This window comes from Escherichia sp. MOD1-EC6475 (assembly GCF_003046645.1).
Lineage (GTDB): Bacteria > Pseudomonadota > Gammaproteobacteria > Enterobacterales > Enterobacteriaceae > Escherichia > Escherichia ruysiae.
In genome coordinates, this window is record NZ_PZKQ01000005.1 from 24,531 (window position 1) to 44,983 (window position 20,453).

Genomic DNA, 20,453 nt, shown 5'->3' on the forward strand with positions numbered 1-20,453 from the left:
GAACTCCAGTTTCACAAATTAAAAGTCTGGCTATGACTCGTTTTGAAGCAATCAAACAAGGCCATATTAAAATTGTGGATATATCGATAGTATGCAACTTCCCTGTCAATAAGTGTGAGCTAAATCCTGCTTACATCATCAAAAATAGAGTTTCCAGGAAAGATTGTCCTTACTGGTAAAAAAAAACGGTTCTCATCAGAGAACCGTATTAGTTATTCGATCAAATTGGCGGATAAAAAATATCTGCCATGACACGCTATTATTTGATCTGCGCGTGCATTTCCTGTACCGAAATAACTTTTTCGGTCGCATCGGCATTCAGTGCCATCGCAGTAGCAAAACCGCCGTTCAGGGTGGTGTCGTAATGCACTTTATATTGCAGCGCGCTGCGACGAATCACGCGGGAGTCTTCAATCGCGCGGCGACCTGACGTGGTGTTGATGATGTAGGTATATTCGCCATTCTTGATACGATCCTGAATGTGCGGACGACCTTCATGCACCTTGTTCACCAGACGCGGATTAATACCCGCTTCACCCAGCACAATCGCCGTGCCGTGGGTCGCATCCAGCTCGAAGCCCTGTTTCAGCAGTTTTGCCGCCAGATCAACCACGCGTTCTTTGTCGCCTTCACGCACGGAGAGCAGCGCACGGCCCTGTTTCTTCATGGTGGAGTTACTGCCCAGTTGCGCTTTAGCAAACGCTTCAGCGAAGGTACGACCAACGCCCATCACTTCCCCGGTAGAGCGCATTTCTGGCCCTAACAGCGGGTCAACGCCGGGGAATTTGTTGAACGGCAGCACCACTTCTTTTACCGAGTAGTACGGCGGAATAACCTCTTTGGTTACGCCCTGCTCAGCCAGCGATTTCCCTGCCATGACGCGCGCCGCCACTTTCGCCAGCGGAACACCGGTGGCTTTGGAGACGAACGGAACGGTACGCGCCGCACGCGGGTTAACTTCAATCAGGTAAACTTCGTTGTTTTTCACTGCAAACTGCACGTTCATCAGACCGCGCACCTGCAATTCGAAGGCCAGTTTCTGCACCTGCTGGCGCATTACATCCTGAATTTCCTGACTTAAGGTGTACGCCGGCAGCGAACATGCGGAGTCGCCGGAGTGCACGCCCGCCTGCTCGATGTGCTCCATGATGCCGCCAATCAGCACCATTTCGCCGTCGCAGATGGCGTCAACATCCACTTCTACCGCGTCGTCGAGGAAGTGATCCAGCAGCACCGGCGCATCGTTAGAGACACTCACCGCCGTCTGGAAGTAACGGCGCAGGTCGGCTTCATCGTAGACGATTTCCATCGCCCGACCGCCGAGAACGTAAGATGGGCGCACCACCAGCGGGTAGCCAATCTCTTTCGCCTTCTCAACCGCCATTTCAATAGCCGTAACGGTGGCGTTAGCCGGTTGTTTCAGTTTCAGACGGTCAACCGCGTGCTGGAAGCGTTCACGGTCTTCCGCGCGGTCGATGGCATCCGGGCTGGTGCCAATAACCGGCACGCCAGCGGCTTCCAGTGCGCGCGCCAGTTTCAGCGGGGTCTGACCGCCATACTGGACAATAACGCCTTTCGGCTTCTCAATACGCACGATTTCCAGCACATCTTCCAGGGTTACCGGTTCGAAGTAGAGACGGTCGGAAGTGTCGTAGTCGGTGGAGACGGTTTCCGGGTTACAGTTAACCATAATGGTTTCGTAACCGTCTTCGCGCAGCGCCAGCGAGGCGTGTACGCAGCAGTAGTCGAATTCGATACCCTGGCCGATACGGTTCGGGCCGCCGCCGAGCACCATGATTTTTTCACGGTCAGTAGACGGATTCGCTTCGCACTCTTCTTCATAAGTGGAGTACATGTAAGCGGTGTCGGTGGCGAACTCTGCCGCACAGGTATCCACACGTTTGTAGACCGGATGTAGGTCATACTGGTCGCGCAGCTTACGGATTTCCGCTTCGCGCACACCCGCCAGTTTTGCCAGACGCGCATCGGCAAAGCCTTTGCGTTTCAACTGGCGCAGGAAGTCAGCGTTCAGGCCAGTGATGCCCACTTCCGCCACTTTCTCTTCCAGACGCACCAGCTCTTCGATTTGCACCAGGAACCAGCGGTCAATGTTGGTCAGGTTGAAAACGCCGTCTACAGACAGACCCGCGCGGAAAGCATCGGCGATGTACCAGATACGCTCAGCGCCTGCATCTTTCAGTTCGCGACGGATTTTGGTCAGGGCTTCCGGGTCGTCGAGGCTCACTTTCGGGTCGAAGCCAGTCGCGCCCACTTCCAGGCCGCGCAGGGCTTTTTGCAAAGACTCCTGCTGCGTGCGACCAATCGCCATCACTTCGCCAACCGATTTCATCTGGGTGGTCAGACGGTCATTAGCACCGGCGAATTTCTCGAAGTTGAAGCGAGGAATTTTAGTAACCACGTAGTCGATGGACGGTTCGAAGGAGGCCGGAGTACGCCCGCCGGTGATGTCGTTCATCAGCTCGTCAAGGGTGTAACCCACCGCCAGTTTCGCCGCCACTTTGGCAATCGGGAAGCCGGTGGCTTTCGATGCCAACGCCGAAGAACGCGACACACGCGGGTTCATTTCGATAACAATCAGGCGACCGTTTTTCGGGTTAACCGCAAACTGAACGTTGGAACCGCCGGTTTCAACGCCAATTTCACGCAGTACCGCCATCGAGGCGTTACGCATGATTTGATATTCTTTGTCGGTCAGCGTCTGGGCTGGCGCCACGGTAATGGAGTCACCGGTGTGGATGCCCATCGCATCGAAGTTTTCGATAGAGCAGACGATGATGCAGTTGTCGTTTTTATCACGCACCACTTCCATCTCGTACTCTTTCCAGCCGATCAGCGACTCATCAATCAGCAGCTCTTTGGTCGGGGAGAGATCCAGACCACGGGCGCAAATCTCTTCAAACTCTTCGCGGTTATAGGCGATACCGCCACCGCTGCCGCCCATAGTAAAGCTAGGTCGAATGATGCACGGGAAGCCAACTTCAGCGGCAACCGCCAGCGCCTCTTCCATAGTATGTGCGATACCAGAACGCGCAGTTTCGAGGCCGATTTTCTTCATCGCCACGTCGAAACGGCGGCGGTCTTCTGCTTTATCAATCGCGTCGGCGGTAGCACCAATCATGGTCACACCGAACTCTTCCAGCACGCCCTGACGCTCAAGCTCCAGCGCGCAGTTCAGCGCCGTCTGACCGCCCATCGTTGGCAGCACCGCGTCCGGGCGCTCTTTTTCAATAATCTTGCGTACCACTTCCCAGTGAATCGGCTCAATGTAGGTCGCATCAGCCATTTCCGGGTCGGTCATGATGGTCGCCGGGTTGGAGTTCACCAGAATGACGCGATACCCCTCTTCACGCAGGGCTTTACATGCTTGCGCGCCAGAGTAGTCAAACTCACACGCCTGACCGATAACAATCGGGCCCGCACCCAGAATCAGGATACTTTTTATATCTGTACGTTTTGGCATGGCTCTTTTACTCCTGATTACTTAGCGGTTTTACGGTACTGCTCAATTAACTCGATAAAGTGGTCGAACAACGGCGCTGCGTCGTGTGGGCCTGGGCTGGCTTCAGGGTGTCCCTGGAAGCTGAACGCCGGTTTATCGGTGCGATGAATCCCTTGTAACGTACCGTCGAACAGGGATTTATGCGTGACACGCAGGTTTGCAGGTAATGTTGCTTCGTCCACCGCAAAACCGTGGTTCTGGGCGGTGATCATCACCACGTTTTTCTCAATATCTTTCACCGGGTGGTTGCCGCCGTGGTGACCAAATTTCATTTTGATGGTCTTCGCACCACTTGCCAGCGCCAGCAGCTGATGACCGAGGCAAATGCCAAATACCGGGATGTCGGTTTCGAGGAATTTCTGGATGGCGGTAATGGCGTAATCGCACGGTGCCGGGTCGCCAGGACCGTTGGAGAGGAAGATACCGTCCGGGTTCATTTTCAGCACATCTTCCGCAGAAGTTTGCGCCGGAACGATGGTCAGGCGGCAGCCTCTGTCCACCAGCATCCGCAGGATGTTGCGCTTGGCACCAAAATCATAAGCCACGACGTGGAACGGCAGCTCGTCTTCTTTTTTCGCTTCGGGCAGGCCTCCGGTCAGCGTCCAGCTCCCTTGTGTCCAGCTATAGGCTTCTGCGGTGGTCACTTCTTTTGCCAAATCCATGCCGTTCAGACCTGGGAACGCGCGGGCTTTTTCTAACGCCAGCGCCGCATCCGGGTTATCGCCTGCGATAATGCAGCCATTCTGTGCGCCTTTCTCGCGCAGTAAACGCGTCAGCTTACGGGTATCGATATCGGCAATCGCCACGATGTTATGGCGTTTCAGGTAGGAAGAGAGGTCTTCGGTATTACGGAAGTTGCTGGCAACCAGCGGCAGGTCGCGAATCACCAGACCTTGAGCATGTACCTGAGAAGATTCTTCATCGGCGTCATTAGTGCCGACATTGCCAATATGGGGATAAGTAAGAGTAACGATTTGACGAGAATAGGAAGGATCAGTGAGGATTTCTTGATAACCGGTCATTGAAGTATTGAAAACGACTTCCCCAACCGCCGAACCTGTTGCCCCTATGGCCCGACCGTGAAACTGGGTTCCGTCTTCCAGAACCAATAGCGCTGACTTAATCAAAACACCCTCCAGAGAATATTCACTCACTTTATTTGCATATTAATTCACAATGATGCGATGAATCAATGCAAATCTGCTTACCGACGAATTTCTGGCAAACGGCGGCATTCTGGAGATATGGGAGCTAAAAGTCAACTCAACAGCGGGATTTATTATATAATTTTATGCATCATGCCTGCTTTACGGGCACTAACCGACAAAAACACCATCTAACAAGGTCTGGAAAACGCTTGCGCAGCGAGAAGAATATGTAAATGCAAAAACCGGAGAAGAAAAGTAGACCAGATGGTCAAAATTTACATTAAAACAACAATTATCAGCCACAAAACACTTAATTTTTCCTTCATTAGGAAAAAACCATCACCAAATAACAAAAATAACAGGTCTTAAAAATAAAGACCTGTAAAATCATAAAATTAGATAAGTTATTTTTTCATCATCTACAGTGTTTTATCACTATAAACTGTTGAGATTAAGCACATCTCGCATATCAAAAATACCATTTTTCTTGCTATTAAGCCACAAAGCCGATCTGACCGCACCGTTGGCAAAAGTCATACGGCTGGAAGCCTTATGGGTAATCTCCAGACGCTCACCAATATCGGCAAACATCGCAGTATGCTCGCCCACAATGTCTCCGGCGCGGACGGTGGCAAAACCTATCGTTCCGGGAACGCGTTCACCGGTATGCCCTTCGCGGCTGTAAACGGCACAATCTTTCAGATCTTTATCCAACGCATGGGCAATCGCTTCCCCCATCGCCAGCGCGGTGCCTGACGGCGCATCGACTTTATGTCGATGATGTGCTTCGATAATTTCGATATCAGTGTAGTCACCCATTACCTGAGCCGCTTTCTCCAGCAACTTAAGCATGACGTTGACACCGACGCTAAAGTTGGCGGCAAAGACAATTGCAATATCTTCGGCGGCATTACGAATCGCCTGTTTGCCTGCTTCGTCAAAACCCGTAGTGCCGATCACCATTCCTTTGCCGTGTTGGCGACAAAAGGCCAGATGATTCAGCGTGCCTTCCGGACGAGTAAAATCGATAAATACATCAAAATCATCTTTTACAGCATCAAGGCTGCTTTGTACGATAACGCCGGTTTTCCCGGCACCGGCCAGTTCGCCAGCATCGCTGCCCAGTAAAGAAGATCCTTCGCGTTCCAGCGCCGCGCCAAGCTGCACGCCCTCTAATGCCAACGCCGCCTGAATCAACTGGCGGCCCATTCGCCCCCCGGCTCCCGCGATGGCAACGCGGATGTTTGCATCATGCATAGCTATTCTCTTTTGTTAATTTGTATAGACCGTTTTCAGAGTAACCAGCGCATCGCTACGCCGCCAGCCAAAAACGCTGATAATTAGAAATTAATGATAAACAGGGAGGGATATCAGTGAAAGGCATGAGTCAGTGAATGACTACATGCCGATAACATGTGACTGGTTACGGTGCCAGCGCCAGCACCTCCGCTACCCACTGCTGGAAACCTTTCACATCCAGATCCAGCGCAACCTGAACATTTGCCGGTTTATCCAGCCGACCGTCAATATCGACGACTGTCGTACCTGCAGTAAATTCACCCTGCGTTTCTACCGCCACAAAACACGGCTTGAGAGTGAACAAGTCCGGGCGAACCAGCCAGGCAATGGCACAGAGATCGTGCATTCGCAGGCCACTTTGCATACTGCCGCTGCGGTAGTGGCTAAACAGTGCATGAAGCATTTTTCCGGTGCGATTCAATTCCGGCAGTGTGGTGAGGTATTCGGGAGTGAGCATCGCCTGATTGGTAACGTCCAGGCCACACATCACAATCTCCAGCCCGCTCTGGAAGACCTGGGCCGCCGCTTCAGGATCAATAGCAATATTAAACTCGGCATTTGGCGTGAAATTTCCACGACCGGCAGAACCACCCATGATGACCAGACGACGAATATGTGGTTTGCATTCCGGGCACTGTGAAAGCAATAGCGCGATATTCGTCAACGGGCCGATCGCCACCAACGTAATCGGTTCTGGCGCGCACATTAGCGCATCACGAATCGCCAGAAACGCCGGTTTCTCCAGTGGTTTCCGATTGTGCTCAACGAAGTCATAACCTTCCATGCCGGATTCGCCATGAACATAAGACGCATCACGCGGTGCGCGAACCAGCGGTGTTGCCGCCCCCTGGGCGAGTGGGATATCCGCATTCCAGAAATGCAGCAATTGCAGCGCATTTCGGGTAGTTTTATGCACCGAGACATTGCCTCCGACAGTCGTCATCAGTTGGAGATCGAGTTGTGGGGCAAAGATCGCGGCAGCAATCGCTGCGGCATCGTCGATACCTGGATCGGTATCCAAAAAAATCGGCAAGCGCATGTTTTCTCCATAAAAAATGCCGGTAACGAGACCGGCATTTTCGCATAACTTAGGCTGCTAATGACTTAATCAACTTCACGAATATCGACACGCAGCTCTTTCGGTACTTCGAAAACAATGTTTTCTTCACGGCCTTCCAGCGGTATGGCTTCGCCACCGCCAAGCTGCTGTAAACGTGCGACTACGTTCTGTACCAGAATATCCGGAGCTGATGCGCCAGCGGTCACACCGACGCATTTCGCTTCTTTTACCCACTCTTCCTGGATATCTGCCGCATCGTCAATTAAAAACGCGCGTTTGCCCATACGCTGTGCCAGTTCCGCCAGACGGTTGGAGTTAGAGGAGTTTTTCGAACCGACCACCAACACCACTTCCGCCTGCTCTGCCAGGGCGCGTACCGCTTCCTGACGGTTGGTAGTGGCGTAGCAGATATCATCTTTGCGGGGACCGACAATTTTCGGGAAGCGTTTACGCAGCGCGTCGATCACATCAGACGTGTCATCCACCGACAGCGTGGTTTGGGTCATAAAGGAGAGCTTCTCTTCGTTTTTGACCGTCAGTTTCCACACATCGTCTGGCGATTCGACCAGATACATTCCCCCTTCCGGGTTGCTGTACTGACCCATTGTCCCTTCCACTTCCGGGTGCCCGGCGTGACCGATGAGAATAGATTCTTCGCCACGACGGCTGGCGCGGGCGACTTCCATATGCACTTTGGTCACCAGCGGACAGGTAGCATCAAACACCGTCAAATCGCGGCTTTTTGCTTCGTTACGTACCGCCTGAGAAACACCGTGTGCGGAGAAAATCAGGATCGCGCCGTCCGGCACTTCGCTGATCTGCTCAATAAAGATAGCCCCACGCTCGCGCAGGCTATCGACCACGTAGCGGTTGTGTACCACTTCGTGACGGACATATATCGGTGCGCCGTAAATGGCCAGCGCGTTTTCAACAATGCTGATAGCGCGGTCTACCCCGGCACAAAAACCACGTGGGTTGGCCAACAGGATCTGCATGTTACGCCTCCAGTGCCGGATCGATTTCCAGCACTTCAATATCAAAATGAACGGTCTGCCCGGCCAGCGGATGGTTGAAATCAACGGTAATGGAGTCACCGTTAATTTCGCGGATCACGCCAGGCATCTCACTGCCATCCATTGCGGTAAAAAGCATAATTGCACCAATTTCTGGCTCGCCTGCATCCATAAACTCACGGCGGGAGAAGTACTGAATCAGGTCCGGTGACGGCACGCCAAACGCCGCATCTGGCTCCAGCGAGAAGGTGGTTTTATCGCCCACTTTCAGCCCCAGCAGGTGTTGCTCCAGCCCTTCAGAAAGAGAAGCATCACCCAGACGGAACAGCGCCGGTTTACCGTTGTTGCGGGTAGACTCGGCGGTGGTGCCATCGTCGAGTTTTAGCGTGAAGTGCACCAGGACGGCGCTATTGCTCTGTACAGATTCAGACATGCAGGTTTGCTCTTGTATTTGAGGATTTTTGCCGGATGCGGCCTACGATTTCGCAGCAATCGGTAGGCCGGATAAGATGCGTCAGCATCGCATCCGGCAGGGTTTATTATTGTTTTTTCGCTTTCGAAGGCAAAAAACCTTCCAGCACAATCAATGCCGCACCGACACAGATTGCGCTATCGGCGAGGTTGAAGGTGGCGAAATGCCAGTCGCCGACGTAGAAGTCGATCATATCGACCACAAAGCCGTGCCACAGGCGGTCGAACAGGTTGCCCAGTGCGCCGCCAATAATCAGCGCGTAAGCGATATTGTTTAGCTTTTGCGTAGCCTTCGAGCGATACATCATCACCGTCAGGATCACACTAATACCAATCGCAATACCGGCAAAGAACCAACGCTGCCAGCCGCCGCTATCGGCAAGGAAACTAAACGCTGCGCCATAGTTACGCGCATAATGCAGATTAAGCGACGGGAACAGCGGAACCGTATCCCCCAGAGCAAAGTTCTGGAGGATCAGGTATTTGCTGCCCAGATCGATAATCAGCACGACCACTACCAGCCACAGCCAGCGTAGCCCTGTTGAACAGATCGATTGACTCATCAGGCAAACTTACGTTTTTCACCGTCACCGGCGACGTTGCTGACACAGCGGCCGCAGATTTCTGCGTGTTCCGCCACCTTGCCGACATCCTGGGTGTAGTGCCAGCAGCGTGGGCACTTCTCACCTTCGGCTTTACTCAACGCGACTTTCAGCCCTTTGAGTACTTCGCTCTGCTGCGCATCAGCAGGTGCGTCGTTATAGTCTGCAACGGTAGCGCCGGAGGTCAACAGGACAAATCGTAATTCATCGCCCAGCGCGGTCAGTTTCGCCGCCAGTTCCGGTTCTGCATACAAGGTTACTGCCGCTTCCAGCGAGCCACCCACTTTCTTGTCGGCACGCGCTTGCTCAATGACTTTGTTCACTTCGCCACGCACTTTCAACAGCTCGTCCCAGAACGCATCGTTCATTGCTTCACTGTCTGCCAGACCAAACAGGCCTTCGTACCACTCACCGGTAAAGACGTATTTTTCACGTTCGCCCGGCAGGTAGCCCCACACTTCATCAGCGGTGAAGGAGAGGATTGGTGCCATCCAGCGCACCAGCGCTTCAGCGATGTGATACAGCGCAGTCTGGCAGCTACGACGCGCCACGCTATCCGCTTTGGCGGTGTACTGACGGTCTTTGATGATGTCGAGGTAGAAGGAACCCATCTCAACGGAGCAGAAGCGCATCAGACGCTGTACCACTTCGTGGAAATCGTATGCTTCGTACGCCTTGAGGATGTCTTCCTGTGCCGCTTTCGCACAACCTACGGCCCAGCGATCCAGTACCACCATCTCTTCCGGTTTCACCATATCTTTTGCTGGATCAAAACCGTTCAGGTTTGCCAGCAGGAAGCGCGCGGTGTTACGGATACGACGATAGCTGTCGGCAGCACGTTTCAGGATCTCGTCAGAAACGGCCATTTCACCGGTGTAGTCAGTTGATGCCACCCACAGACGCAGAATATCCGCGCCTAGTTTGTTCATCACATCCTGCGGCGAAACGGTGTTGCCGATGGATTTAGACATCTTGCGACCCTGACCATCCACGGTAAAGCCGTGGGTCAGTACCTGACGATACGGCGCTTTGCCTTTCATCGCGGTGGAGATCATTAGGGAAGACATGAACCAACCACGGTGCTGGTCAGAACCTTCCAGATACATGTCCGCTGCGTGACCGGCAAATTCCGGACGCACGTCAACAACAGAAGAGTGGGTAGATCCGGAGTCAAACCATACATCCAATGTGTCCGGCACTTTCACGTACTGATCAGCTTCATCGCCGAGGATCTCTTTCGCATCAAGATCCCACCACGCCTGGATGCCGTCAACTTCAACGCGTTTTGCCACTTCTTCCATTAGTTCGAGGGTACGCGGATGCAGCTCTTCCGTGTCTTTGTGCACGAACAGTGACATCGGTACGCCCCAGGTGCGCTGACGGGAGATACACCAGTCAGGACGGTTAGCAACCATCGACTCGATACGCGCCTGGCCCCAGTCCGGGATCCACTGCACGCCTTTGATCTCTTTCAGTGACTGCGCACGCAGACCTTTCTGATCCATGCTGACGAACCACTGCGGCGTCGCGCGGAAGATGATCGGCGTTTTGTGACGCCAGCAGCACGGATAGCTGTGCTGCATTTTCTCAACATGCAACAGCGCGCCTTTTTCCTGCAGCAGCGCAACGACGATGTCGTTCGCTTTGAAGACGTTCACGCCATCCAGCGTCGGGTAAGTGCCCGGCAGATAAGTGCCGTCCGGACCAACCGGGTTTGCGGTTTCCAGGCCGTATTTCTGACCAATCACATAGTCGTCCGGGCCGTGGCCAGGCGCGGTGTGAACGGCACCGGTACCGGCATCCAGGGTAACGTGATCGCCGAGGATTGCCGGAACGTCGAAACCCATAAACGGATGGCTAAAGCGCAGCAGCTCAAGCTCCGCACCTTTTACCGTGCCGAGAATGGTGTAATCGGTCACGCCGATACGCTGCATTACGCTTTCAACCAGATCTTTCGCCAGAATCACGGCCTGACCGTCGATCTGCACCAGCGCATAGTCGAAATCTGGTGCAATAGAGATTGCGCGGTTGGCAGGCAGAGTCCACGGCGTGGTGGTCCAGATTACCAGCGAGATTGGGCCGTTAACGTTGCTTACGGCAAATTTTGCTTTCAGTGCATCCTGATCGACTGCCTGGAAAGCAACGTCGATGGACGGAGAAGTTTTGTCGTAATACTCAACTTCCGCTTCCGCCAGCGCAGAACGGCAGTCAACGCACCAGTGAACTGGCTTCGCGCCTTTGTGCAGGTGACCATTGCCGATGATTTTGCCCAGCGCGCGGATGATATTGGCTTCAGTTTTGAAGTCCATGGTCAGGTACGGGTGCGACCAGTCGCCCAGCACGCCCAGACGGATAAAGTCTTTGCGTTGACCGTCAACCTGGGTCGCCGCGTATTCGCGGCACTTGGCGCGGAACTCGGCGGCGGTGAATTTCTCACCCGGCTTACCGTATTCTTGCTCTACTTTCAGCTCGATCGGCAGACCGTGACAGTCCCAGCCAGGCACATATGGCGAGTCATAACCGGAAAGCCCTTTGGACTTGATGATTATGTCTTTCAGAATCTTGTTAACCGAGTGACCAATATGAATGCTGCCATTCGCATATGGAGGGCCATCATGCAGAATGAAGGTTTTTTTGCCTTTTTTAGCCGCACGAATGATGCCGTACAGGTCATCATCAGTCCAACGCGCCAGCATTCCCGGTTCGCGCTTGGCGAGATCGCCACGCATCGGGAACCCTGTTTCCGGCAAATTCAGGGTTGATTTATAGTCACTCATCAGATTCTCGGTTCCGTATTTCGGTTTGATTACATAACAGGCTTAAGCCGGTTTTGTTAGCCCAAAAAATTCGCGGGCGGTTAATTCATCACGCGCAATCTGCGCTTTCAGTTCGTCCAGCGACGCAAATCGCTGCTCACTGCGTATTTTTTTACGCAGCACTACTTGTATATGGCGACCGTACAGGTCCATTGCAACATCTAACAAATGCACTTCCAGCTGCTGGCGGATACCTGCAACCGTTGGGCGCGTGCCGATGTTTGCAACGCCGGGTAACGGCTTTTCACCGAGGCCCAGCACTTCCACCGCATAAACCCCTTTCACCGGGGAGACCTGACGGCGTAGCGGTACATTCGCCGTCGGGAAACCAATGGTGCGCCCTAACTCATCACCGTGGACAACGCGCCCGGAGATGGCAAACGGGTGCCCCAATAAACTTTCCGCCAGAGCAAGGTTGTCATCTGCCAATGCCTGACGCACAGCGGTACTGCTGATACGCACGCCGCCTTCGCAAAAAGTTTGCGTACTGGTGATGTCGAAGCCGTATTCCGCGCCAGCTTTCTGTAATAACAAGAAATCACCTTCACGACCAGCGCCAAAGCGGAAATCATCACCAACAGCCAGAAATTTTACCCGCAAATGCTTTACCAGTAGATCGCTGATAAAGTTTTGCGCCGTCAGCGCCGCAAAACGCCTGTCGAAACGCACGCACAGCACATACTCCACGCCGCACTCTGCGAGGTAACGCAGTTTTTCCCGCAGTCGGGTCAGGCGTGCCGGAGCTTTATCGGTAGCAAACAGTTCCAGCGGTTGAGGCTCAAAAAGCATCACCATCACCGGTAAGTTGCGCTTGCGCCCTTCTTCCTGCACCCCCTGCAACAGCGCGCGATGACCGCGATGCACGCCGTCGAAATTACCAATAGTCAGCACACACCCTTCTTGCGGGGCCTGGCTGAGATTATGTATGCCGCGTATCAGCTTCATGTCTGGCTCAAAACAGTGAAAATCGTCCGAGTATACCTTGTACAGCGGTCAAGGTTAACCGGCGATTGAGTACTGAAATCAGAAAGAAGTGGCTTTTCATTGCCATGGCGCAAATCACGGTAAGAAACTAACGACCTGCTGCAATTTTATCGCGGAAAAGCTGTATTCACACCACGCAAGCTGGTAGAATCCTGCGCCATCACTACGTAACGAGCGCCGCCATATTAACGGCGCTTATTTGCACAAATCCATTGACAAAAGAAGGCTAAAAGGGCATATTCCTCGGCCTTTGAATTGTCCATATAGAACACATTTGGGAGTTGGACCTTGGCTAATATCAAATCAGCTAAGAAGCGCGCCATTCAGTCTGAAAAGGCTCGTAAGCACAACGCAAGCCGTCGCTCTATGATGCGTACTTTCATCAAGAAAGTATACGCAGCTATCGAAGCTGGCGACAAAGCTGCTGCACTGAAAGCATTTAACGAAATGCAACCGATCGTGGACCGTCAGGCTGCTAAAGGTCTGATCCACAAAAACAAAGCTGCACGTCATAAGGCTAACCTGACTGCGCAGATCAACAAACTGGCTTAATCGCCTTTTGTTGTCAGCTTTGTAAAAAAACCCGCGTAAGCGGGTTTTTTTATGTCTCCAGCAGGCCAAAACTGCAGCCTGCAAAGTACGAATGGTTATTTCGCGGCTGGCGTAAACAGCGCAGAGTAATCAGCATTGCAAATACGCTGTACCGCAGGGTGTTGAATCATCCTTTCGGCAAAAATCGCATGGTACTCTTCCATGACATTCTCAACTCGCCCAATCTCCACAACCGAGTTATCATTATAAAAATCATTGGCATACAGCGAAGGTGCAACGAAAATAGCGTTATGCGTCGCCCCAAAGGCTTTCATCAACGCCGCATCATCAAACTCCCCCAGAATTTCAACGTTTAAGCCCTGAGAGTTAAACCAGTTTAATAGCTTGCGTCCCAACATTGAGCGACGCCCCGGAATAAGTAAACGACGCTCTTCCAGACAGGCAGGAAACGGCTTTTCCGGCAGCGGGTTAGTGCACCAGAAACTGACGCCACACTCGCCAATTTTCATGGAAAACAGCCCTTCTTGTTGGGTGGAGTCGATCGGACAGTCAGAGATGATCATATCCAGCTTATGCTGACTCAACTGCTCTAACAGCATCTCGTGCGTCGATTCGAAACAGCGTAGATGAATCTGCTCGTCTTCTACAACTGCGGCATCCAGAACACTGCTGACCAGGCGTTTGGAAAGGGCATCAGCCACACCAACATCAAACAATAAGTTGGACTCTTTGCGATAGTTGACGATATCCAGCATTTCCTGGCTTAGCGTGAACATTTTATCGGCATAGCGATAGACCAGTTCCCCCAGTTCACTGGGTTCCAGACCGCGTCCTTTACGCTTAAATAATTTCCCTTGCAGGCGCTCTTCCAGCGCCCGGATCTGTCCGGTAATGGTTTGTGGTGTTAAATAAAGCGCCTCCGCTGCGCCAACCACAGAGCCTTCTTTGTAGACATGCCAGAAGTAATACAAGTGGTTGTAATTGATATGAGACATGCTCATTTCTCTCCCTGATAAGAATGAAAAGGGAGCCATTTATGGCTCCCCGGAACATCGTCCAGTCAAACTGATGGACGTAAGCGAATGCGTAACCAGCTATATCCAATTACCGCCGAAGAGATTGAGCCAACCAGAATGCCCAATTTCGCCCAGTTAATCAGTTCTGGATCTACGCTACCAAAGGCCAGGCTGGCGATAAAGATAGACATAGTAAAACCGATACCACACAGGATACCAACCGCCATAATTTGCTGATAAGTGGTTCCCTCTGGCAAATGCGCCAGTTTCAAACGCAGCGCCAGCCAGCAGAACAAACTAATCCCCAACGGCTTGCCAATCAGCAAACCGGCGATGATCCCTAATGGCAGGATGGAGGTCAGGCCATCCAGCGTCACGCCTTGCAGAGAAACGCCGGCATTGGCAAAAGCAAACAGCGGCAAAATCAGATAAGCCACCCACGGATGCAATACATGCTCCAGGCGCTTCGCCGGAGAACGTCCATGCTTCTCTTTCAATGGAATAAAGAAACCGACAATGACGCCTGCCAGCGTTGCGTGGACGCCTGATTTCAACACTGCAGTCCACAACACCACGCCGACCAGAATATAAACGCCCGTGCGGCGAACACCACAAATGTTCAGCACCGCGAGCACCGCAATTGCTACCGCTGCAACGCCAAGAGAGGCCATCGACAAGTCATTAGTGTAAAACAAGGCGATGATAATGATGGCTCCAAGATCGTCGATAATAGCCAGTGCCATCAAAAAGATCTTCAGTGCTAACGGTACACGGCTTCCCAATAACGCCAGGACACCGAGGGCAAAGGCAATATCAGTCGCCGCCGGGATTGCCCACCCTTCACGAGTGATAGGATCGGCGTAGTTAAAGGCCAAATAGAGCAATGCCGGGACAATCATCCCGCCGATTGCGGCAATAACCGGAAACGCAGCCTGGCGTAAACTAGCCAGCGATCCTTGCATCAGCTCGCGTTTAACTTCCAGACCAACTAACAGGAAAAATATCGCCATTAGCGCGTCATTTATCCATAACAGCATGTTTTTATTGATTTCAAGAGAACCTACCCGCAGCTGAACCGGCGTCTCAAGAAAGTCGTGATACCATCCACTGGTTGCACCGCTGTTGGCCATAATCATCGCCAGAACAGCGGCAATGATGAGAATAATGCCTCCCGAGGCATCACTGCTAAAGAATCGATGCAGATGTTTCACTTTTTATTTCTCTTTCAGGTGAATAGATCGTTTTTACTATTTTACTCTGCGCGAATCATCGTTAAAATCAGATTATAGTGTAGGAATAATTCGCTTTTAACGATCTATAAAGAAGATTGCGTCACCAGCAGAGGGAGTGTTTTTGGCGCCCGAAAGCGGTGGCTGATGACCTCAAGCCCTGATAATCATAGCTTAATGTCAAGATTTCTGAGGGGTTTATTCGGAATAAGTAATAATTAATTTGCAATAAACCGGAGCTGTTTGTTAAGGCGATATTTCAAATATCTCCAATTTATCGTCAATAATCGCAATAAAAAGCTAAATCAACGTTAACTAATTGAATCCTTAAAAAATTACGCCATAAAAATGCGAGGCGTCTTCAGGATTAGAATCGATAAAACAGAATGGATTAAAGAGAGCGGTATAATAACGGCGGGTGCTTGAGGCTGTCTGTCTCAGGCATTAGCTGGATGGCAGATAGAGAAAAGCCCCGAGTGATATTTTACCATCAACCCGAGGCCCCCTATATGCAGAACACATGTAGAGTGCCTCTTACTGACCGTAAGGTCAAGGATAAGAGAGCAATGAAGCAGCATAAGGCGATGATAGTCGCCCTGATCGTCATCTGTATCACCGCCGTAGTGGCGGCGCTGGTAACGAGAAAAGACCTCTGTGAGGTTCACATCCGAACTGGCCAGACGGAGGTTGCTGTTTTCACGGCTTACGAATCCGAGTAAGGGCAACGGCGGGGAGCGATCCCCGCCACTTTACAGGCGCCCGCATATCTTCAACGCACCCTATTTTTTACCCCGGCCTGCCCACGGGCAGGCTTTTGGGGAAATTAGCGAGTCAGGTCGTCAAAAAACTTCTTCACGCCATCAAAGAAGCTCTTTGAGCGCGGGCTATTGTGTTCGCCGGTTGGGCCACCGAAGCTTTCTTGCAGCTCTTGCAGCAGCTGTTTCTGCTTCTCGTTCAGACCTACCGGTGTTTCGACGACAACACGGCACAGCAAATCGCCCTGTGCACCGCCGCGAACAGACTTGACGCCTTTACCACGCATACGGAACAACTTACCGGTCTGCGTTTCGCCTGGCACTTTCAGTTTTACGCGACCATCAAGGGTCGGCACTTCGATTTCACCGCCCAACGCCGCCATTGCGAAGTTGATCGGTACTTCGCAATACAGGTTGTTGCCTTCACGTTCGAAAATCGGGTGCTGTTTAACCTGAACCTGAACGTACAGATCGCCTGCCGGTGCGCCATGTTCGCCTGCTTCACCTTCGCCCGCAAGACGGATGCGGTCTCCAGTATCCACCCCTGCCGGGATTTTAACGGACAGCGTTTTGCTACGCTCAACACGACCATGACCATGGCATTTGTTGCACGGATCTTTGATAAGCGTACCGCGCCCCTGACAGTGCGGACAGGTCTGCTGTACAGCGAAGAAGCCCTGGCGCATCTGCACCTGACCAGAACCATGACAGGTCGGACAGGTCTGCGGCTGCGTACCTGGTTTTGCACCGCTACCGTGGCAAACGTCACACTCTTCCAGAGTCGGAATGCGGATCTCTTTGGTCACGCCACGTACAGCTTCTTCGAGGGTGAGCTCCATGTTATAGCGTAAATCAGCACCGCGCGCCGCACGTTGACGACCACGTCCGCCGCCAAAAATATCGCCGAAAACGTCACCAAAAATATCGCTGAAGTCTGCGCCGCCGCCAAAACCGCCGCCGCCCATGCCGCCTTGCTCAAACGCCGCATGGCCGTACTGATCATATGCCGCGCGTTTTTGCGAGTCGGTCAGAACTTCATAAGCTTCCTTGATCTCTTTAAATTTCGCCTCGGCCTCTTTGTCATCCTGGTTACGGTCCGGGTGATATTTCATGGCCAGGCGTTTATAGGCCTTTTTGATTTCACGCTCTTCCGCTGTTTTGGAAACGCCTAAAATCTCGTAATAATCTTGCTTAGCCATTTTTTTTGATTTGCCCCTAGATGAATGCACGGGCGGAGAGGAAAATCCCCTTCGCCCGTGTCAGTATAATTACCCGTTTATAGGGCGATTATTTTTTGTCTTTGACTTCTTCAAACTCGGCGTCGACAACATCGTCATCTTTCGCGTTGTTTGCAGAAGCATCAGCACCGGCAGTCTGCTGCTGTGCATGTTGCTGCTGGGCGATTTCCATCAGTTTCTGGGAAACCTGTGCCAGTTCCTGCATTTTCGCTTCGATAGCGGCTTTGTCTTCACCTTTCAGAGCAGTTTCCAGTGCAGTCAGCGCAGACTCGATAGCAGTTTTGTCGTCAGCCGGCAGTTTGTCGCCAGCTTCTTCAACCTGCTTACGGGTGCTGTGCAGCAGATGGTCGCCCTGGTTGCGAGTCTGTACCAGCTCTTCAAACTTACGGTCTGCTTCGGCGTTAGCTTCCGCGTCGCGTACCATTTTCTGGATTTCATCTTCGTTCAGACCAGAAGAAGCCTTGATGGTGATCTTCTGCTCTTTACCGCTGTTTTTGTCTTTTGCGGAAACGTGCAGGATACCGTCAGCATCGATATCGAAGGTAACTTCGATCTGCGGCATACCGCGCGGAGCCGGGTTGATACCATCCAGGTTGAACTGACCCAGAGATTTGTTATCAGCCGCACGTTTACGTTCACCCTGCAGCACGTGGATGGTTACCGCAGACTGGTTGTCTTCAGCGGTAGAGAACACCTGGCTGTGCTTGGTCGGGATAGTAGTGTTTTTCGCGATCAGCGTCGTCATCACACCACCCATGGTTTCGATACCCAGAGACAGCGGGGTAACGTCCAGCAGCAGTACGTCTTTCACGTCGCCAGTCAGTACACCACCCTGAACGGCAGCACCGATTGCCACAGCTTCGTCCGGGTTAACGTCTTTACGCGGCTCTTTACCAAAGAACTCAGCAACTTTCTTCTGAACCATTGGCATACGAGTCTGACCACCAACGAGGATAACATCGTCGATATCAGATACGGACAGGCCAGCGTCCTGCAGAGCAACTTTCAGCGGCTCAATGGAACGGTTCACCAGGTCTTCGACCAGGCTTTCCAGTTTTGCACGAGTCACTTTGATGTTCATGTGTTTCGGACCGGTCGCGTCTGCGGTGATGTACGGCAGGTTAACGTCGGTCTGCTGAGCGGAAGACAGTTCAATTTTCGCTTTTTCTGCCGCTTCTTTCAGGCGCTGCATTGCCAGCGGATCGTTGCGCAGGTCAATGCCCTGATCTTTCTTGAATTCTTCAACCAGGTAGTTGATCAGACGGCTGTCGAAGTCTTCACCACCCAGGTGGGTATCACCGTTGGTTGCCAGAACTTCGAAGGTTTTTTCGCCATCAACTTCGTCGATTTCGATAATGGAAATATCGAAAGTACCACCACCCAGGTCATAAACCGCGATAGTGCGGTTGCCAGTACCTTTGTCCAGACCGTAAGCCAGTGCAGCAGCGGTCGGTTCGTTGATGATACGTTTTACTTCCAGACCAGCGATACGGCCTGCGTCTTTAGTTGCCTGACGCTGAGCATCGTTAAAGTATGCCGGTACAGTGATAACTGCTTCAGTTACCGGTTCGCCCAGGTAATCTTCTGCAGTTTTCTTCATTTTTTTCAGCACTTCAGCAGAAATCTGCGGCGGTGCCATTTTCTGGCCTTTAACTTCGACCCATGCGTCGCCGTTATCAGCAGCAATAATTTTGAATGGCATGATGGAAACATCACGCTGTACTTCTTCGTCCTGGAAGCGGCGGCCAATCAGGCGTTTAATCGCAAACAGGGTGTTTTGCGGGTTCGTCACTGCCTGACGTTTAGCCGGCTGACCAACCAGAGTTTCACCATCCTGGGTATAGGCAATGATAGAAGGCGTGGTGCGATCGCCTTCGGCGTTCTCCAGCACACGAGGAGTGGTGCCATCCATAATCGCTACACAAGAGTTGGTAGTACCCAGGTCGATACCAATTATTTTACCCATCTAAACGTCTCCACTATATATTCGGTCATCATGTGGTTGTGAGTCTGTAATAGGGGCGAAACGTCTGGTTTCAACTGCCCAATTTCATTTTTTTGCAGACTCACTCACTGCGGTTGACTACTAAATGGGGTCGTAACCCACGTCATCAAGGGGGAGATGCAAAAATTTTTTGTGCTTTTGCGCAGAAATTTCACGATATGCCGGAAGAACTGAAAAAAAAGGGAACAATAACATTCACGTAAATAATGAATTTTACACAAGTTATTCACTAGAAAATTGTAATAAAAAGAAAAGATTACGTACCTGAATCTTCTTTTAGTCAGCAGTAAACTAATGGCTATTCTTCCCCCGACTACTCCCCGCTAAGAGAATCTTAATGAAATCCATTTTTATGATTTCCGCCAGCCTCGTGCTCGGCCTGATGCTGTGCTGCACCGCGCAGGCCAACGACCATAAAATCCTCGGCGTCATTGCCATGCCGCGTAACGAGACCAATGATCTGACGTTGAAACTCCCCGTTTGCCGCATTGTAAAACGCATACAACTCACTGCCGATCATGGCGATTTACAGTTAAGTGCCGCGTCGGTTTATTTCAAAGCAGCCCGTAGCGCCAGCCAAAGCCTGAACATTCCGGCTGAAATCAAAGAAGGGCAAACCACCGGCTGGATCAACATTAACAGCGATAACGACAACAAACGCTGCGTGTCAAAAATCACCTTTTCCGGTCATACGGTGAACTCATCGGATATGGCCACGCTGAAAATTATCGGCGACGACTAACCT

The 20,453-nt window shown here is 52.0% G+C and carries 16 protein-coding genes and 1 pseudogene; 3 read left to right on the forward strand and 14 right to left on the reverse strand.

What is annotated here, in order from left to right:
• Window positions 1-259: 259 nt before the first annotated feature.
• The 10 genes and pseudogenes from carB to A7589_RS01320 form a co-directional block, all read right to left on the reverse strand.
• Window positions 260-3,481, reverse strand: a complete 3,222-nt coding sequence (carB, locus tag A7589_RS01275) for a carbamoyl-phosphate synthase large subunit (RefSeq protein WP_001126396.1) — start codon at window positions 3,479-3,481, stop codon at window positions 260-262.
• Between the two features lie 17 nt (window positions 3,482-3,498).
• The gene (carA, locus tag A7589_RS01280; RefSeq protein ID WP_010356347.1) at window positions 3,499-4,647 is read right to left on the reverse strand and encodes a glutamine-hydrolyzing carbamoyl-phosphate synthase small subunit; all 1,149 of its coding nucleotides are present in this window, start codon (window positions 4,645-4,647) and stop codon (window positions 3,499-3,501) included.
• A 456-nt stretch (window positions 4,648-5,103) separates the two neighbouring features.
• Window positions 5,104-5,925: a 4-hydroxy-tetrahydrodipicolinate reductase gene (gene dapB, locus A7589_RS01285; protein WP_000543575.1), complete on the reverse strand. Its 822-nt coding sequence runs from the start codon at window positions 5,923-5,925 to the stop codon at window positions 5,104-5,106.
• Between the two features lie 166 nt (window positions 5,926-6,091).
• Window positions 6,092-7,006: a ribonucleoside hydrolase RihC gene (gene rihC, locus A7589_RS01290; protein WP_001239106.1), complete on the reverse strand. Its 915-nt coding sequence runs from the start codon at window positions 7,004-7,006 to the stop codon at window positions 6,092-6,094.
• Window positions 7,007-7,071: 65 nt separating this feature from the next.
• The gene (ispH, locus tag A7589_RS01295; protein ID WP_001166391.1) at window positions 7,072-8,022 is read right to left on the reverse strand and encodes a 4-hydroxy-3-methylbut-2-enyl diphosphate reductase; all 951 of its coding nucleotides are present in this window, start codon (window positions 8,020-8,022) and stop codon (window positions 7,072-7,074) included.
• A 1-nt stretch (window position 8,023) separates the two neighbouring features.
• Window positions 8,024-8,473: an FKBP-type peptidyl-prolyl cis-trans isomerase gene (fkpB, locus tag A7589_RS01300; protein WP_000004655.1), complete on the reverse strand. Its 450-nt coding sequence runs from the start codon at window positions 8,471-8,473 to the stop codon at window positions 8,024-8,026.
• A 106-nt stretch (window positions 8,474-8,579) separates the two neighbouring features.
• Entirely contained in the window at window positions 8,580-9,074 is a 495-nt protein-coding gene (gene lspA, locus A7589_RS01305) for a signal peptidase II (RefSeq protein ID WP_000083378.1), read from the reverse strand.
• Window positions 9,074-11,890 carry an isoleucine--tRNA ligase gene (gene ileS / locus A7589_RS01310; protein ID WP_001286816.1) on the reverse strand — a complete coding sequence of 939 codons (2,817 nt, stop codon included), beginning with the start codon at window positions 11,888-11,890 and terminating at the stop codon, window positions 9,074-9,076. Before ileS ends, lspA begins: the two co-directional genes overlap by 1 nt.
• Window positions 11,891-11,932: 42 nt before the next feature.
• Window positions 11,933-12,874: a bifunctional riboflavin kinase/FAD synthetase gene (gene ribF / locus A7589_RS01315; protein WP_000767345.1), complete on the reverse strand. Its 942-nt coding sequence runs from the start codon at window positions 12,872-12,874 to the stop codon at window positions 11,933-11,935.
• A gap of 7 nt (window positions 12,875-12,881) precedes the next feature.
• A pseudogene (locus A7589_RS01320) lies at window positions 12,882-13,099 on the reverse strand (DUF2575 domain-containing protein).
• Window positions 13,100-13,201: 102 nt separating this feature from the next.
• On the opposite strand from A7589_RS01320, the gene rpsT reads away from it, so the two are divergent.
• Entirely contained in the window at window positions 13,202-13,465 is a 264-nt protein-coding gene (gene rpsT / locus A7589_RS01325) for a 30S ribosomal protein S20 (protein WP_001274019.1), read from the forward strand.
• A 95-nt stretch (window positions 13,466-13,560) separates the two neighbouring features.
• Here the strand turns inward: rpsT and nhaR are convergent, their stop codons facing one another.
• Both nhaR and nhaA read right to left on the reverse strand, forming a co-directional pair.
• Entirely contained in the window at window positions 13,561-14,466 is a 906-nt protein-coding gene (gene nhaR, locus A7589_RS01330) for a transcriptional activator NhaR (protein ID WP_000062880.1), read from the reverse strand.
• A gap of 59 nt (window positions 14,467-14,525) precedes the next feature.
• Entirely contained in the window at window positions 14,526-15,692 is a 1,167-nt protein-coding gene (gene nhaA / locus A7589_RS01335; RefSeq protein WP_000681376.1) for a Na+/H+ antiporter NhaA, read from the reverse strand.
• Between the two features lie 584 nt (window positions 15,693-16,276).
• Here nhaA and mokC point away from each other — a divergent pair.
• Window positions 16,277-16,429: a type I toxin-antitoxin system toxin MokC gene (gene mokC / locus A7589_RS01340; protein ID WP_000809168.1), complete on the forward strand. Its 153-nt coding sequence runs from the start codon at window positions 16,277-16,279 to the stop codon at window positions 16,427-16,429.
• 104 nt (window positions 16,430-16,533) lie between these two features.
• Here the strand turns inward: mokC and dnaJ are convergent, their stop codons facing one another.
• Window positions 16,534-17,664 carry a molecular chaperone DnaJ gene (gene dnaJ / locus A7589_RS01345; protein WP_032173190.1) on the reverse strand — a complete coding sequence of 377 codons (1,131 nt, stop codon included), beginning with the start codon at window positions 17,662-17,664 and terminating at the stop codon, window positions 16,534-16,536.
• Window positions 17,665-17,752: 88 nt separating this feature from the next.
• Window positions 17,753-19,669, reverse strand: a complete 1,917-nt coding sequence (gene dnaK / locus A7589_RS01350) for a molecular chaperone DnaK (RefSeq protein WP_000516135.1) — start codon at window positions 19,667-19,669, stop codon at window positions 17,753-17,755.
• A 376-nt stretch (window positions 19,670-20,045) separates the two neighbouring features.
• Between dnaK and A7589_RS01355 the strand changes: the two genes are divergently transcribed.
• Entirely contained in the window at window positions 20,046-20,450 is a 405-nt protein-coding gene (locus A7589_RS01355; RefSeq protein WP_000835565.1) for a DUF2541 family protein, read from the forward strand.
• The last annotated feature ends 3 nt before the right edge of the window (window positions 20,451-20,453 follow it).